This window comes from Kribbella sancticallisti, assembly GCF_039530625.1.
Classification (GTDB): domain Bacteria; phylum Actinomycetota; class Actinomycetes; order Propionibacteriales; family Kribbellaceae; genus Kribbella; species Kribbella sancticallisti.
The window spans coordinates 1-13,257 of record NZ_BAAAOS010000074.1 but is presented as its reverse complement, the minus strand read 5'-3'; the positions used below and the strand labels follow the sequence as shown (position 1 = coordinate 13,257).

Genomic DNA, 13,257 nt, shown 5'->3' with positions numbered 1-13,257 from the left:
AGGCGCCAAGCGCGGTTGACGGCCGTGTCGAACACCCGGTGGAGTCCGCACACCTCGCAGGCCCTGTGGATGCCCATCTGGTGCCCACGCGGTCGCCCGGAAGAGCCGCGATTGCTCCTGCCGGAACCGTCAGGCCATGGCATCGACCAAGGAGGCCCGCAGCGCCTGTGTCCCCTCGACATCGATTCCTCCGTCCCGGCTCAGCAGGACGCCATAGATCTCAGCCGCGCGTTCGACGGAGATCCAGTGCTCTGCAACGTCTCGGCGGACCTGCTCGGCGGGTCGCTCCCGCGGCTCCCCGTAGCCGCCTCCGCCGGCGGTGATGGACACGATCGTTTCTCCGTCCTGCAGCTCGATCAGCCCCTGGGAGCCGAGTGGCGTGAGCTCGCCGTCGATCCCACGGCGGAAGTGTTGGCTCAGTCCGCCGGGCAGGCCGCCCCGGACGCCGAGGGCAGGGTGGAGAGCACCGTCGGTCCCGTAGGCCACAGACAAGGTCGTCCCCACCGGCCCGTACTCGACACGGGCGGAGGGAGCTCCTCGATAGCAGCCCGCCCCCTCAGTGTCCGCCACGAGCTTCTGGGTGTGGATGCGCACGGGGTGCGCCATCTCGGCTCCCTCGATACTGTCGCGTCGCAACATGCCGCCACAGCCGACGTGGAACATGGTGAGCCAGGCGTCGGTCCACGGGGTACCGGCGCCGCCGGTGACCGCGAGAAATATCTGGTTCACGAAGTTGTTGCCGGACCGAGGGTCTCGTCCCGAGATGACGGCGGCTGCGGCGGGGATCACCGCGCCGCACTCGGCCATGCCTGCATTCTCCGCGACCGCGGCGAACGAACGCTGAACCAGGTTCGACACCCGGTCTGCCAGGTTCGTCGTGGCGGCCGAGCAGCTGTACGGGTGCTGCGGTATCCCGACCGCACAGTTCTTTCGCAGCTCTACCTCGATGCGACGCAGACTTCCCGCATTGGGTGGCACCCCGTCACCGATCGAGTTGAACACACCGAGCATGGCGGCGGTCCGAGCTGTCGACTCGGTGAGATTGAGCCCGTTGGGAAGACAGTCCACGTTGTCGCGCAGATCGATGCGAATGCGGCCCTCGCTCGGCTGAACGAGGATGTCGACGTTGATCTCGACGCCCTCCGGAGCGCCCGGGTATGGGTCGTGGTGGGTGGTGTCCCGGAAACCACCGGCAGGAAGACCAGAGATGGCGGCAGCCATCAGGTTCTCGCTGTAATCGAACCATTCGCCCACGAACTCGTCGAGCAGGTCCCAGCCGACCTCGCCGCCCAGGTCGAGCATCCGTCGCTCTCCCAGTCGGACCGCTCCCAGGAGGGCCAGGTAGTCACCCCACCACTGGTCCGGGACCCGAATCCGGGCCTTGAGCATCCGGATGATGTCTTCGTTGTCCTGATAGTCCTGCTGCACCCGGCAGGCGTCGAAGATCAGGGCGCCCTCCTCGTAGACGTCGCGAGCGTTCGCCATGTACGTGGTCGGCTGAGAGTTACCGCAGTCGGCCTGGTGGGCCTTGGCCAAAACCGTGAACCTGTGAACGCCCTCATCGTCGATGACCGGAACGACCATGCAGTGGTCGGCAGCATGAGAGTTTCCGTTGTAGGGCGAGTTGTGCAGGAAGGCGTCGCCTCGTCGAACCTCGGGGTAGGCCTCGCTGACCGCACGTGCGATGAGGTCCGGACCGCTCATCATGTGGATGGGCAAACTCTCCGCCCCCATGACGAGCTCGTGGCCTGCGCTGACGATGCAGCACGAGAAGTCGTGTGCAGCGTTGAGCACACCCGAACGACTGGATCGGAAGATCGTGTTCATCATTGCTTCGACGATGACATTCAGCCTGCTGCTGATCACCGCCATCCGGACGCCGTCCATGATCACACCGTCCCTTCGGTTGTGCTGCCGTGAGCCCACGTCCGCGCCTGCGCCGGTCCGGCCGCGCCCGCCGGCACGACGTGCAGCGTGCCGGACGCCTTCCGAGTGAACCTGGCGCCCTCCTCCATCAGTACTGCTGTCGTCGAGGTCTCGACAACGGCCGGCCCGTGGTTGACGGAGTCGACCGGGATGTCGGCCAAGCGCCAGACGTCGGCGGCCCTCCACCCCTTGCCGGGCAGATAGATCTGCCGCTCCGCGGGCTTGCCGTCCTCGGCTTCCATCACCGGCGGCTGGGGGTCGCTCAGCTGGCAGCGTGCCCGTGCGTGCCAGCTCTCGATCTCGATGGGCGCGTGATGATCTGCCACGGCGAACGTCTCGAGGTGAGCGGAGTGGAACGCCTTGACCAGTTGCGCGACACCCTCGGCAGTCGTCGTCAGGGCTTCGTCAATGGGAACCTCCAAGGTCCAAACCTGGTTGGGGTAACGGGCTTCCATCGAGAACTCGATGCCGCTGGAGATGATGGATGGACCCGCCGCCCCGATGAACTCCTCGGCACGACCACGGATCTCGGCGATCAGCTCAGCGACACGTGCGAAGTCGAACGCGTCCGAGGACGTCTTTCCGTTGACCTCGAAACCCCGGGCCAGCTCGGAGATCAAGGCCCCCGCGGCGCTGAGGGCCGGACCCATCACCGGGACGATCACCTCCGGACAACTGAGCCGACGACCGATCGCGACGGTGTTGAACCCGGCCGCGCCACCACCGCCCACGAGGACCGCGCGAGACGGGTCGATGCCTTGGTGGCTGGTGATCTCCTCGATCGCGCCGACCATGTGCTCCGTCGCGAGCTCGTAGATTGCTGCCGCTGCCTCGTGCACGCGGATACCGAGGGGGTCGGCGACGTGCTCGGAGATGGCTCGCTGTGCTGCTTCGAGATCAAGACGCGTTCGACCGCCCAGGAAGTAGTCAGGGTCCAGATAACCGAGCACCAGGCAGGCGTCGGTCATCGTAGGCCGTTGCCCTCCCAGGCCGTAACAGGCAGGTCCTGGCACTGCGCCGGCGCTCTCGGGACCGACGTGCAACATGCCGCCGGTGTCGACACGAGCCAGGCTGCCGCCTCCAGCGCCGACGCTGCGCACATCGATCGAAGGGAACCCCGTCATATGGCCCAGGAACGGCTGCCCGATCCACGACTCGCGCGTCCACGGAATCCGCCCATCCCTGACGACGCTGACGTCATAGCTGGTACCACCCGTGTCGGCCACGATCGCCATCTCGGAGACGGCGTCGTGGTTGGCGAAGAAGCGGCCGGCCACCGGAGCCATCGACGGACCCGAGTTCAGCGAGTGAATGGGGGCCTCGGCCACGTCGGATGCGTCGAGAGCCCCGCCGGAGGAAGTCATCATCAGCAGGCGCCCGGCAAATCCGGCCTCGGCAAGACGAGCGCGCGCACCAGCGATGTACTCGGTCATCAGCGGCTTGAGCGACGCGTCGATGGCGGCAGACGAAGCCCGCCGGTACTCGCGCAGAGCAGGGTTGAGCTGGTGCGACAAGGTGACCGGAACGCCGGGAAGTTCTTCCGCCAGCACCTCCCCCACCAGCAGCTCGTGTGCGGGGTTGATGATCGACCACAGCAGGCAGACTGCCACCGCCTCGACCTCGTGCTCACGCAACGTGCGCGCGACCTCAACAACGTGCCGGCGATCGAGGGCGCGGACCACTTCTCCCTGTGCGCCGATCCGCTCCCCTACCTCGAAGGTTAGGGACCGGGGAATGTACGGATCCGGGTAGGCACGACGCTGGTTGAAGATGCCCGTCCGGCCACCCTCGCGCAGCACCAGAACATCGGGATGCCCCTCAGTAGTGACCAACGCGGTCTTGGCGACGTTGCCGGTCAGCACCGCATTCAACCCTCGGGTGGTGCCGTGGAACAACATCTCGCCACCGGCCAGCAGAGCACGTCGATCGCAGCCGAGGTCGCCGGCCGCCACCTGAAAGGCGTCGAGAATCCCTCGGACCGGGTCCAGCGGGGTCGTCGGGCTCTTGTAGATGCTCAGCTGACCATCGGCATCTTCGATCACCAGGTCGGTGAACGTTCCACCGGTGTCTACAGCGAATCTCATAGCGCGCTCCCTCTGGGAGCCCGAACGGGTGGACCGGCGGGGGCTCGTTCCGTGCCAGGTGGAATGGTGTTCATCGCCACATGGTCCGCTCGAGGCTGGTCCATGCGCTGGCGGACGGCAGATCCTTCACCGTCTTCAGGCCCGCGGCCGCGTTGAGGACGCCCGGGATGCTGTTGACCAGCTGAGCGGAGGTAGCTGGGATCGCGTCCATGCCGGGCCTGAGAGTGACCGAGACCGGGTGTGACCCGTGGATCGTGAAGGAGTCGCTCGCCTCCATTCCCGCTTCGGCGGGACGAAGGTGCAAGACGAGCTCGAACGCGATCATCTCGGCACCGTTCACAGTGCCGCTCGCCCGCTGGACGAACCCTTCTGTGAGTCCGGCGGCCAGATCTCCGTAGGTGGTGTGCACAGGCGTCTCTGCCACGAAGGGGTCGAAGACCTCCTTGACAGGAGTGTCCAAGGTGAGCCCCAGGCGTTCCGCGACCAGCTGGACCGACTCGGGGAAGCCGACGTGCCCGGCGATGGTGCCCTGCCGGTGGCCGGCCTCGAACTCCTCGGGGGTGTAACCGATGCCGAGGCGGCGATGGATGTTCTGGCCGAATCCCGCCACGTCCACGACGCGGCGTCCGGTGATCGACTCCACGTCCCAGCTGCACCCGGAGGCGGCGATGAGGAACGTGTCGAAGATGAATCCGGGATTGACGCCGGTGCCCAGCACCGTGACGCCCCTGGACCTGGCGGCAGCGTCGATCCTTGCCGAGGCGTCGGCGTCGCGCAGGAAGGGAAACGCGAGCTCTTCGCACGGGCTCACGACGTTGACGCCGGCACTCGTGCAGGCGATGACGTCATCGGCCGTCTCCTTCAGGAACGATCCCGTGGCGTAAACGACGATGTCCGGCTGGAGGGCCAGCAGCTCGTCCAGCTCGCTGCCCACGACGATGTCGGAGGCGCGCGACGAGCCGACGACCTCCCCCAGCGTGTGACCGATGTCTTCGGGAGCCTTGGTGATGGCACCGACCAATGAGAAGCCGCTGCGGTGGTCGATCAGCAGGCGAGCAGCTGCTTTGCCGATGCTGCCCAGCCCGCACAGTCCGATCTTGATGTCTCGGGACATGAGGTCCAACCTCGTTCGCTCAGTGGATTTCTTGTCTTGAACAGCCGTCGATGGTTCTGTAGGCGGGCACCTGTCGGCAGCCCGGTGTCATGAGTCGAGGGCAGCCCGGAAGAAGTCTGCAACCTTTCGAGCCACCGCGTTCTGCCGGTCTCGATCCGCGTAGAGCGTGAGATGGTCTGCGTTCGCGACGATCATCGCTTCCTTCGCCGTCCCTGGGATGCCTTCGAACGCCTTCAGCGCCAAATCCCAGTGGGTGTGGTCGTCGCCCTCGGCAATAATGAGCAGACTCGGCTTGGCCAGCAGTCGCGGCAGGTACGGGAAGACGCTGTAGCCCAGCAACAGGTCAGAGGACTCCGCGGTCGACTCGCCGCGGTACGCGGGCGCCTCACGTTCCTGGAGGGCGGCGAAGGTCTCCTTGCTCTTGGGGAAGGGCCACGTCGCGAGGGCGCCTTCCTCGGCAGGCTGATGCGGGAAGTAGGTAACTTCGCCGGTACGGTGCTTGTGGCGGCGCGCCTCGAGGATGCGCTCCTGGAATCGCCGAAACCCCAGCGTTCCGTGCGCGAGCCTCATGTTGCTGTAGCCGTCGGTCACGGGCACGATGCCGCACAGTGCACGGACCCGGGAGTCGATTGCCCCCAGGATCAGGGCGTGTCCCCCGCTGTAGGAAATTCCCCAGACACCCAGTCGGTTGGCGTCGACCTCGCCACGCGACTCGACGTAGTCGAGAGCGTTACGGTAGTCGGCGATCTGCTGGGCGGGGTCGATATGCTGACGCGGCTGCCCCTCGCTGCCACCGAAGTTGCGGTAATCGAAGACCAGCGCCGCGATCCCGGCTGCTGCGAGCGCGGCCGCGTACGTGGGCTGCGCAAGCTCTTTGACGTAGCACCAACCTCCGGCCATCACCACGCATGGGAACGGCCCGGCGCCGGCAGGGCGGAAGTACAGGCCTTCGAGGGTCAAGCCGTCGGAGTCGAAGGTCACCGTGGTCGGAGTGATCTCAGTGCCGCTGTCGCTGCTCATGGATTGTCCTTCTTCTAGTACTTCGCTTCTAGTACTTCGCGAGCTCGAGGACTGACTGGTGGATGCTGGCCGGGGTGGGCACGACAGCTTCCTCGAGGGGCACGCCGACCGGGATGGGGACGCGATGCGAACCCACGCGGGTGACGGGGCCGTCGAGGTCCATGAAGTGCTCCGCCGCGGCCCAGCTCGCGATCTCCGACCCCCAGCCGCCGTACTCCACGGCCTCATACACGACAGCCAGCTTCGACGTCTTCTCGAGGGAGCGCGCCACCGTGTCCAGATCGAGAGGCCATAGGTACCGCATGTCGATGACCTCGCAGGAGTAGCCGTCTTGGGCAAGCATGTCGGCAGCCTCCAGGCTCATGCCGACCATGCGCCCGGCGGAGACGATGGTGACATCTGCGCCTTCTCGGCGCACCGCCGCGCCGAGCCCGCGGAACCCTTCGGTGGGGTCGATCTCCTCCGCGAGACGGAAGTAGAGGTTCTTGTTCTCGAAGAACATGACAGGATCGTCGAGGCGAATCGACTCACGCATCATCCAGTACGCGTCGGAGGGGGTGCTGGGCATCGCGACGACGAGGCCCGGGGTCTGCGCGAACCAGCTTTCCAGGCTCTGCGAGTGCTGGGGGCCGTGGTTGGTCCCGGCCCCGCCCGGCAACCGAACGACCATGGGCACGGAGAACTGCCCGTTGCTCATGTAGTGGATCTTCGCCGCGAAGTTGATGAGCTGATCCATGGCCAGCATGACGAAGTCGGAGAACATGATCTCGACAACCGGGCGTACACCTTCGGTTGCGGCTCCAGCCGCGAAGCCGGCCAGCGCACCCTCGGAGATGGGCGAGTCCATGACGCGGTCGGGACCGTACTTGTCGATCAGGTCCTTGGTGACGGTGAACACGCCACCGAGCGCCCCGACCTCCTCGCCCATCAGGACGACCGAGTCGTCGGCGGCCATCTCGTCGTCGAGCGCCGCCCGAATGGCTTCAGCGAACTTGAACTTGGCCATGCCATTCCAACCCTTCACTGGCATACACGGTCTTGAACGCGTCCTCCGGAGTCGGGGACTGTCCGGCCTCCGCCCGAGCCACCGCTTCCGCAACGATGCGCGTGACGTCGTCGTCAACGGCGGCAGCATGCCCCGCCATGAGCTCGTCCAGCTTGTGCCGCACCGCCGCGATCGGGTCGTTGGAGTCGAGCCAATCGGCGCCGTCGGTCTTGCCGCGATAACGGTAGTCGGCGTCGTTGATACTGTGAGCGCGAACCCTGTAGACGACGCATTCCAGGAACGCCGGCTGTCCACCGCGGACGTGCGTTACGAGTTCCTGGGTGGCTTCGTAAACAGCGGCGACATCCCGGCCGTCGACACACTCGGCGCGTACGCCCATCGCCCGTACGACTTCGGTGATACTGCCGGGCGGGCCGAAGATCCGCTCCACCGGCATCGAGTGGGCCCAGCCGTTGTTTTCACACACGAACAGACAGGGCGCCTCCCAGAACTTCGCCAACCGGATGGTCTCGGCGAACGTACCGTTGGCGAACGCACCATCTCCTCCGAAGGAGACCGCTATGTCATCGCTGCCGGTTCGCTTCTTTGCCCAAGCCACGCCAGCAGCCCACGGCACACCGCCAGCAACGATCGCCGTCTCGCCGTAGAAGCCAGAGGCGCGGTCGTGCAGGTGCATCGAGGCACCGCGTCCTCCACTGGTGCCATGAGTCCTCTTGTACAGCTCTGCTATGACAGCGGCGGCAGAGACACCCTTGCTGAGCGCGTGCCCGTGCCCACGGTGGTTGCTGGTCACCACATCCGAGGGACGAAGCGCAGCGCAGACACCGGCAGCACAGCTCTCCTGCCCTAGCGACGAGTGGAAGGAGCCGGCGATGCGGCCCGCTCGATGGGCGCGTTCGATCGCCGTCTCCACGGACCTTGTCAGGACCATGAGCCGGTAGAGCTCGAGAAGCTGCTGAGGGGTGGTGCTCATCTACCCGTCCCTGACAAGCCGCCGCGAGGGTGCGTCGTCAACGAACCATCCTCTCTGCTCGCATTTCGTGCATGTGCTCGTATTGTGCACACCTTCGACCTCGCAGCGCAAGCGGGCGAGCAAATGGCTTTTCGCCCTGCAGGATCGATCGAACGCCGATGCCACGGCGCACGAATCACTTGACGCGTATCCCTCTCGAGAGCATGATACGAGCACCTGCTCGAATACCGAACACCGAAGGGCTGGCGGTCGTGCACTTCTCGATGTGGCTGTGGCCCTACGGTCGCTGGGGCGGATTCGACGGCATCGGGCGAGCCGCAAAGCGCATCGAGGAGCTGGGCTTCGACAGCATCACCGTTTCCGACCACACCGTCTGCCCGACCGGCCCGGAGGGTGACGGCTTGATGCCTGATTGGCCGGACTGGGCTGTCACATCGGCCTACCTTTCGACGATCACGACGCGTCTGCGAATCGTCGCGTGCGTCGCCATCCCGTACCGCAGTCCCCTGGTGACGGCCAAGCAGGTAGCAACGATCGACGACCTGTCCCGTGGCCGCCTGACACTCGCTGCCTGCGTCGGTTGGTGGGAGCGCGAGTTCGACATGCTCAACGTCCCGTACGCCCGGCGAGGCGCAGTCATGGATGAGTATCTCGAGGCGATGCGGGTCATGTGGACCGAGGAACGGCCACGATTCGACGGAGAGTTCGTGTCACTGTGCGACTTGGTGTTCGAACCCCGGTGCTACCAAAGACCGCACGTCCCGATCTGGATCGCTGGTGGCGCCGGGCGGAAGTCGCTTGAACGGCTGTGGCGCGTAGGCGACGGCTGGATGCCCATGGGGGACGACCGTCCGGCGCTTCTCGGGGAGACCATCGCACGGATCAAGGACGGCGCGGAACAGCGCGGCCGCGATTCCCGGAGGCTCTCCTTTCGCTACACGATCGGTCTCGGGGAGGCGGAGTCCGCTCTTGGACTGTTGAGCAGCGCCATCGCCGGAGCCAACGGCGGCATCGTGGCGGACGAGCCCAGTTCCACGGCGAGTTTCGCCGGAAACGCGGACCAGGTCGTCGACGCCATCCACCAGTACGCAGAGGCTGGGTTCACCGAGCTTGCGATCAACCCTTCCGGCCGAAGCTACGCAGCCTGCATGGAGCGCGTCGAGTGGTTCGCAGCCGAAGTACTACCACTGCTCGAGGCCGGCCTTCGGGATGTCCGGTGTGGATCCCCTGACCGACCAGCCTGATCTGATGCGCTCGTTCGCTCCCTCCCTTACATCTATATGAGTCACCCGGTGGCATCGTTCGGGCGTCCACATGGCTCGCCAGCTCGGCCTCCTGGCCGACACCGACCAGGACGGCCACTGGACGGCATCCAAAAGTCACCGCCTGCGACGCGGTCTCGAACAGGATCATCAGGCTCCGGGCTGCCACGGTCCCGCCGACGGTGGCGCCCGCGAACAACCCGAACAGGACACAGCATCGGACGTGTGCCCCGCCCGGAGCCGCTGGGAGTTCGCGCAGCTTGTTCGCCGGCCATCCGACGTCCGGGATGTGCCGCGCCCGCATGCGAGCGAACTGCCCAACGGCTCGCCGGACCGAGGATCAGCCCGGAACAGCCGTCTCATCAAGGAAGTCGGCAATCAGCGGAGCGATCTGAGGCACGTGATCCTCCAGAGCGAAGTGACCCGTGTCAAACAGGTGAAGTGCGGCATCCGGCACGTCGCGTAAGTACGCCTTGGCGCCGGCCTCGGTGAAGAACGGGTCGTTGACACCCCAGATGATCAATGTAGGAGGGCGGTATTCGCGCAACCATGCCTGCCACTCTGGGTAGAGCTCGACGTTGCGCTTGTAGTCGTAAGCCAACGCGAGCTGCGCCTGTTTGCGGCCCGGGCGGTCCAAGAAGAACTGGTCGAGCAACCACCCCTCCGGGGCTATCAGCTCCGGATCGGAAGTGCCGCCCTCGTACTGGGCGCGGGTCGCTTCGAGGGTGAACAAGTCCAGGATCGTCTGCTCGGCTCCGGGAGAGTCGGGCGTCAAGGAGATGAACTCGCGCGCCGCCTCCGACAGCCCCTCGGCGTAGGCGTTGCCGTTCTGGACAATCAGCCCGGCGACACGCTCCGGGTGACGCAATGCCAGCCGGAAGCCGATCGGTGCGCCGAAATCGAACATGTACATCGCAAACCGGGTCAGGCCCAACTGGCCGACAAGAGCGTCGATGACATCGGCGAGATCGTCGAACGAATACCTGAACCCGTCCGGAGCTCTGGTGTGCCCGAAGCCCGGGTAGTCGGGCGCGATGAGCCGGTACCGCCCGCCAAGGGAGTCCATGAGTCTGCGGTACTGGTGCGAGGCCGAAGGAAAACCGTGTAGCAGCAGAAGCACCGGGGCATCGGGCCGATCCGGGAGCGACTCCCGGTAGAAGACCTTCACACCGTTGACCACGACGCGGCGATGCGCGATCCGAGGGAACACACCACACCCCTTTCTGGACTGATGATGCATTAGTTATAGCAGCAGCTATCTAACTTATCAATCCACCCTGGTAGCGTTAGCAGCATGCGCGACCCGATCGATGTCAGTCCGCTGGTCGGCGAGCTGCTGGGGCTGGACCTGGTGAACACTCGCCCACTGGGGGCGGATGGCCGAGCAGACCTGCTCGGGACTACCGAGCAGTTGAGTGCCTGGCTGGCGCTTGAGCCTGTACTCGACTCAAACTTGCGAGGTGCTGTGCCGACATCGGCGGACCTTGCCTTCGTCCACGCCGTACGGGAACACACCGAAGCCGCCGTCCGGGCGTTGCTGAAAGGAAGCCGACCGCCGACGAGCGTCCTCCGTGGCCTGACAGAGGCGCAACGTGCGGCACCGGCTGTGCGGAACCTGCACTGGGACGGCACGGCCGTTGTCGCCACATATCAACGCACCGGCCGGCTCGGCGTCCGGCTGGCGGCCATGCTCGCCGAGGCCGCCGCTGATCTGCTCACCAGCCCTGCGATCGTGAGTCTCAAGGAATGTGAGGCCGACGACTGCATCATGCTGTTCATCCCTTCCCATCCCCGCAGGCGCTGGTGCTCGCCAACCCGCTGCGGCAACCGCGCCCGCGTCGCGCGTTACTACGAACGCCACAGGGCGAGCGCGCGGGAAACCGTTCGGCAGCGAGACTGAACCGTTCGAGTCTCCAGCCTGTGCACCTCAGGAATGACCGGAGGTGGACGGTTCCCGCTCCGACCATCGAGCTGACCGGCAACCTGGGTGCGACCCGGGCGTAGCCCGGTCGCCGTAGTACGTCGAAGAAGGCACACGCGACGATCGCATCACGCGGCGCCGGAGACCGCTGTCAACCGTCCCGATGACGCGGGTGACAACCTCGAAGGGGCTCTCGACCTCCGAGGCGACGCCCACGATCTCGCCAGGCGCATACTGCGCGAGGGCAAGGTCTCCTGGCAGACCACCACGACCGGGAAGTCCTCCAACGACCGGACTTCATCACCAAGATGCATCGGATCCTGGCCCTCTACGAAACCCCGCCGGACCGACGGCCGGGTGGTGTGCGTGGACGAGTTCGGGCCACTGAATCTCTGCCCCGCAAGGGCAAGTCGTGGCGTTCACTGCGCCGGCTGCGGGCCACCTACAACCGCTACGACGGGGTGATGCACATGCTCGCCGCCCTCGACCTGGCCACCGGCCAGACGTATATCGCATCCGGCCGCGCAAACGCTGGCGCGAGTTCCTGTCCCTACTCAAGGCGCTGCGTGCCCGCTGGCCCAGGGAGAATCTGTACGTCGTGCTCGACAACTTTTCCCCCGCACAAGCACCCGAAAATCCGCGCCTGGGTGGAGGCCAACGACGTCCAGGTGGTCTTAATGCCAACCTACGGCTCGTGGCTGAACTGGATCGAGTCCGAGTTCGCCGCCCTGAGCTACTTCGCCCTCAACGGCACCGACCACCGCAGCCACGGCGAACAGAACGCCGCCATCGTCGCCGACATCCGCTGGCACAACGCCCGAGCCCAGCCGAAGGCCGCCTTCGCCCCCGACTCCCCCTCCGGAACTGGACCCGCTACCCGGCCGGGGTTGCTTGACCGACTGCCTACCGCTGCGGCCCCGAGCCAGGGGTCCGCTCACGCCTGCGCGCTGAGCTAGGACCTGACGGGCGGGTCTAATCGACGTGCCAGCATGCGAGTGGTGCTGCCGTCGTCCTCAGCTATGTCCCGGACGCGCTCGAAGCCGATTTTGCCCAGCAGAGTCAGCGAGGCACTGTTCGGCGCGGCCACAGTGGCGTATACCTCGGTCAGCCCGAGAGTGTCGAAGCCGTAGGCGACAATCGCTTCGGCCACCTCTTCCCCAGACCGGATCCCCACACGTCGGGAGCCAGCGCGTAGATGATCTGGTAGCCCTGTACTACGTCGGTCGGTTTGATCTCGGCGTGCCCGATCAGGAGACCATCCCGACGAACGGCCCAGACATCGAACAGGTTATGGGCATAGGCCTTCGTGAAGATCCGCCGGAACAGGGCCCGGTCTTCCGCCTCGAAGCGGGGCCGTCGCCCATCCACCGCGACACCCTGCCGTCCTGGAACAGGGCGACGAAGCCCTCTTCGTCCCCCGGAATGTACGGGTCCAGGAGCAGGCGCTCACTGCACAGAGGCGGGTCACGAACGGCGACGCTACCCAAGTGACCCCAGCCGAGCAAACACTTTCGCCACCACGAATCCGGCCCGCGGCCACAGCACCTGCGATCGCCACCCCGGCGCGCTGAAGCCGAACCCACCGTATGAAGCCATTACACGGCGAACCATCCGAGACAAGCCACTAGATGCGCCGACAGTACACGGTCCATCAACCACGAGTGCCTTGGCGCGAGCACTTGACCTGGCGACAGGCAGCGTCTCGCACATGTGACGGTGCTTCAGGCGGCCTGCCTGGTAGCCCCGCCTCGGAAGCCGGCGCCGATGTCGACGGCGCTTGAAAGTTGGTCGGTTTCGCCGTGAGCGCCACTGGAAGCTGGTCACCCGGGCATGGGTTGGTCCGCGAGCCCATTCCACGGGAACCCAGCGGGCGAGGCAGCGTCGCGGTCCGAGCATTCCAAGCGGCTGGGCGCACTGGTTTCCTTGCGACGGGTGGCGAGGTTGGCGCAGG

General features: G+C 65.8%; 12 protein-coding genes. 3 read left to right on the top strand and 9 right to left on the bottom strand.

Going from position 1 to position 13,257, the window contains the following annotated elements:
* Positions 1 to 129: 129 nt before the first annotated feature.
* From ABD255_RS43175 to ABD255_RS43150, 6 genes are all read right to left on the bottom strand, one after another.
* On the bottom strand, positions 130 to 1,887 hold the full coding sequence (locus ABD255_RS43175; protein ID WP_344222694.1) for a hydantoinase B/oxoprolinase family protein: 1,758 nt from the start codon (positions 1,885 to 1,887) through the stop codon (positions 130 to 132).
* Between the two features lie 2 nt (positions 1,888 to 1,889).
* Positions 1,890 to 4,010, bottom strand: a complete 2,121-nt coding sequence (locus ABD255_RS43170; RefSeq protein WP_344222693.1) for a hydantoinase/oxoprolinase family protein — start codon at positions 4,008 to 4,010, stop codon at positions 1,890 to 1,892.
* Between the two features lie 70 nt (positions 4,011 to 4,080).
* Positions 4,081 to 5,124, bottom strand: a complete 1,044-nt coding sequence (locus ABD255_RS43165; protein WP_344222692.1) for an NAD(P)H-dependent amine dehydrogenase family protein — start codon at positions 5,122 to 5,124, stop codon at positions 4,081 to 4,083.
* Between the two features lie 87 nt (positions 5,125 to 5,211).
* Positions 5,212 to 6,144: an alpha/beta hydrolase gene (locus ABD255_RS43160; RefSeq protein WP_344222691.1), complete on the bottom strand. Its 933-nt coding sequence runs from the start codon at positions 6,142 to 6,144 to the stop codon at positions 5,212 to 5,214.
* Between the two features lie 28 nt (positions 6,145 to 6,172).
* On the bottom strand, positions 6,173 to 7,150 hold the full coding sequence (locus ABD255_RS43155) for an alpha-ketoacid dehydrogenase subunit beta (protein ID WP_344222690.1): 978 nt from the start codon (positions 7,148 to 7,150) through the stop codon (positions 6,173 to 6,175).
* Positions 7,128 to 8,123, bottom strand: coding sequence for a thiamine pyrophosphate-dependent dehydrogenase E1 component subunit alpha (locus ABD255_RS43150; RefSeq protein ID WP_344222689.1), 996 nt, complete (start codon positions 8,121 to 8,123; stop codon positions 7,128 to 7,130). Before ABD255_RS43150 ends, ABD255_RS43155 begins: the two co-directional genes overlap by 23 nt.
* A 158-nt stretch (positions 8,124 to 8,281) precedes the next feature.
* Here ABD255_RS43150 and ABD255_RS43145 point away from each other — a divergent pair, with 158 nt between their 5' ends.
* Complete coding sequence (locus ABD255_RS43145; RefSeq protein ID WP_344222688.1) at positions 8,282 to 9,367, top strand: TIGR03619 family F420-dependent LLM class oxidoreductase; 1,086 nt, start codon at positions 8,282 to 8,284, stop codon at positions 9,365 to 9,367.
* A 358-nt stretch (positions 9,368 to 9,725) separates the two neighbouring features.
* Here the strand turns inward: ABD255_RS43145 and ABD255_RS43140 are convergent, their stop codons facing one another.
* Positions 9,726 to 10,595, bottom strand: a complete 870-nt coding sequence (locus ABD255_RS43140; RefSeq protein WP_344222687.1) for an alpha/beta fold hydrolase — start codon at positions 10,593 to 10,595, stop codon at positions 9,726 to 9,728.
* Positions 10,596 to 10,679: 84 nt separating this feature from the next.
* Between ABD255_RS43140 and ABD255_RS43135 the strand changes: the two genes are divergently transcribed.
* Both ABD255_RS43135 and ABD255_RS43130 read left to right on the top strand, forming a co-directional pair.
* Positions 10,680 to 11,285, top strand: coding sequence for a CGNR zinc finger domain-containing protein (locus tag ABD255_RS43135; RefSeq protein WP_344222686.1), 606 nt, complete (start codon positions 10,680 to 10,682; stop codon positions 11,283 to 11,285).
* A gap of 698 nt (positions 11,286 to 11,983) precedes the next feature.
* Positions 11,984 to 12,262 carry a hypothetical protein gene (locus tag ABD255_RS43130; RefSeq protein ID WP_344222685.1) on the top strand — a complete coding sequence of 93 codons (279 nt, stop codon included), beginning with the start codon at positions 11,984 to 11,986 and terminating at the stop codon, positions 12,260 to 12,262.
* Here ABD255_RS43130 and ABD255_RS43990 read toward each other — a convergent pair.
* Both ABD255_RS43990 and ABD255_RS43125 read right to left on the bottom strand, forming a co-directional pair.
* Positions 12,259 to 12,456 (bottom strand): GNAT family N-acetyltransferase, encoded by a 198-nt coding sequence (locus ABD255_RS43990; RefSeq protein WP_425554650.1) that lies wholly within the window; start codon positions 12,454 to 12,456, stop codon positions 12,259 to 12,261. The two genes, ABD255_RS43130 and ABD255_RS43990, sit on opposite strands and share 4 nt — an antisense overlap.
* Entirely contained in the window at positions 12,411 to 12,674 is a 264-nt protein-coding gene (locus ABD255_RS43125; RefSeq protein ID WP_344222684.1) for a GNAT family N-acetyltransferase, read from the bottom strand. Before ABD255_RS43125 ends, ABD255_RS43990 begins: the two co-directional genes overlap by 46 nt.
* Positions 12,675 to 13,257 lie beyond the last annotated feature (583 nt).